Source organism: Microbispora hainanensis, assembly GCF_006874475.1.
Lineage (GTDB): Bacteria > Actinomycetota > Actinomycetes > Streptosporangiales > Streptosporangiaceae > Microbispora > Microbispora hainanensis.
Genome location: NZ_VIRM01000171.1, coordinates 1 through 692, shown reverse-complemented (window position 1 = coordinate 692; position 692 = coordinate 1). Strand labels below are relative to the sequence as shown.

At 70.5% G+C, this 692-nt stretch carries 1 protein-coding gene; it reads left to right on the top strand.

The window, feature by feature from the left end; genetic code table 11:
- Positions 1 to 692 (top strand): glycoside hydrolase family 15 protein (locus tag FLX08_RS40030; RefSeq protein ID WP_208761988.1); only part of this gene is annotated, 692 nt, incomplete at both ends.

Genomic DNA, 692 nt, shown 5'->3' with positions numbered 1-692 from the left:
GACCGGCGCCGGATACGTCGAGGAGGCCGCCGCCTGGCGTTCCTGGCTGCTGCGCGCCATCGCCGGCCGTCCCGAGGACATCCAGGTCCTGTACGGCGTGGCCGGCGAACGCCGCCTGCCGGAGATGACGCTCGACTGGCTGTCCGGCTACGAGAACTCGACGCCCGTCCGAATCGGCAACGGCGCGGCGGCCCAGCTCCAGCTCGACATCTACGGGGAGGTCGTCGACGCCCTCTATCAGGCGCGCAAGCAGGGCATGCCGCCGGACAACCACGCCTGGGCCCTGGTCACGAAGGTCATGGAGTTCTTCGAGCACAACTGGGACCAGCCCGACGAGGGGCTGTGGGAGGTGCGCGGCCCCCGCCGCCACTTCGTCCACTCCAAGGTCATGGCCTGGGTGGCGGCCGACCGCATGGTCCGGGTCATCGAGGAGCTGGGCCGGCGCGGCGACGTGGAGCGCTGGCGCGCCCTGCGCGACCGCATCCACGCCGAGGTCTGCGACAAGGGCTACGACCCCGAGCGCAACACCTTCACCCAGTCCTACGGCTCCCGCGAACTCGACGCCGCACTCCTGCAAATCCCCATCGTCGGCTTCCTGCCCCCCGACGACCCCCGCGTCATCGGCACCGTCGAAGCCATCGAACGCGAACTCATGACCGACGGCTTCGTCCTGCGCTACCCCCTCGCCGAAG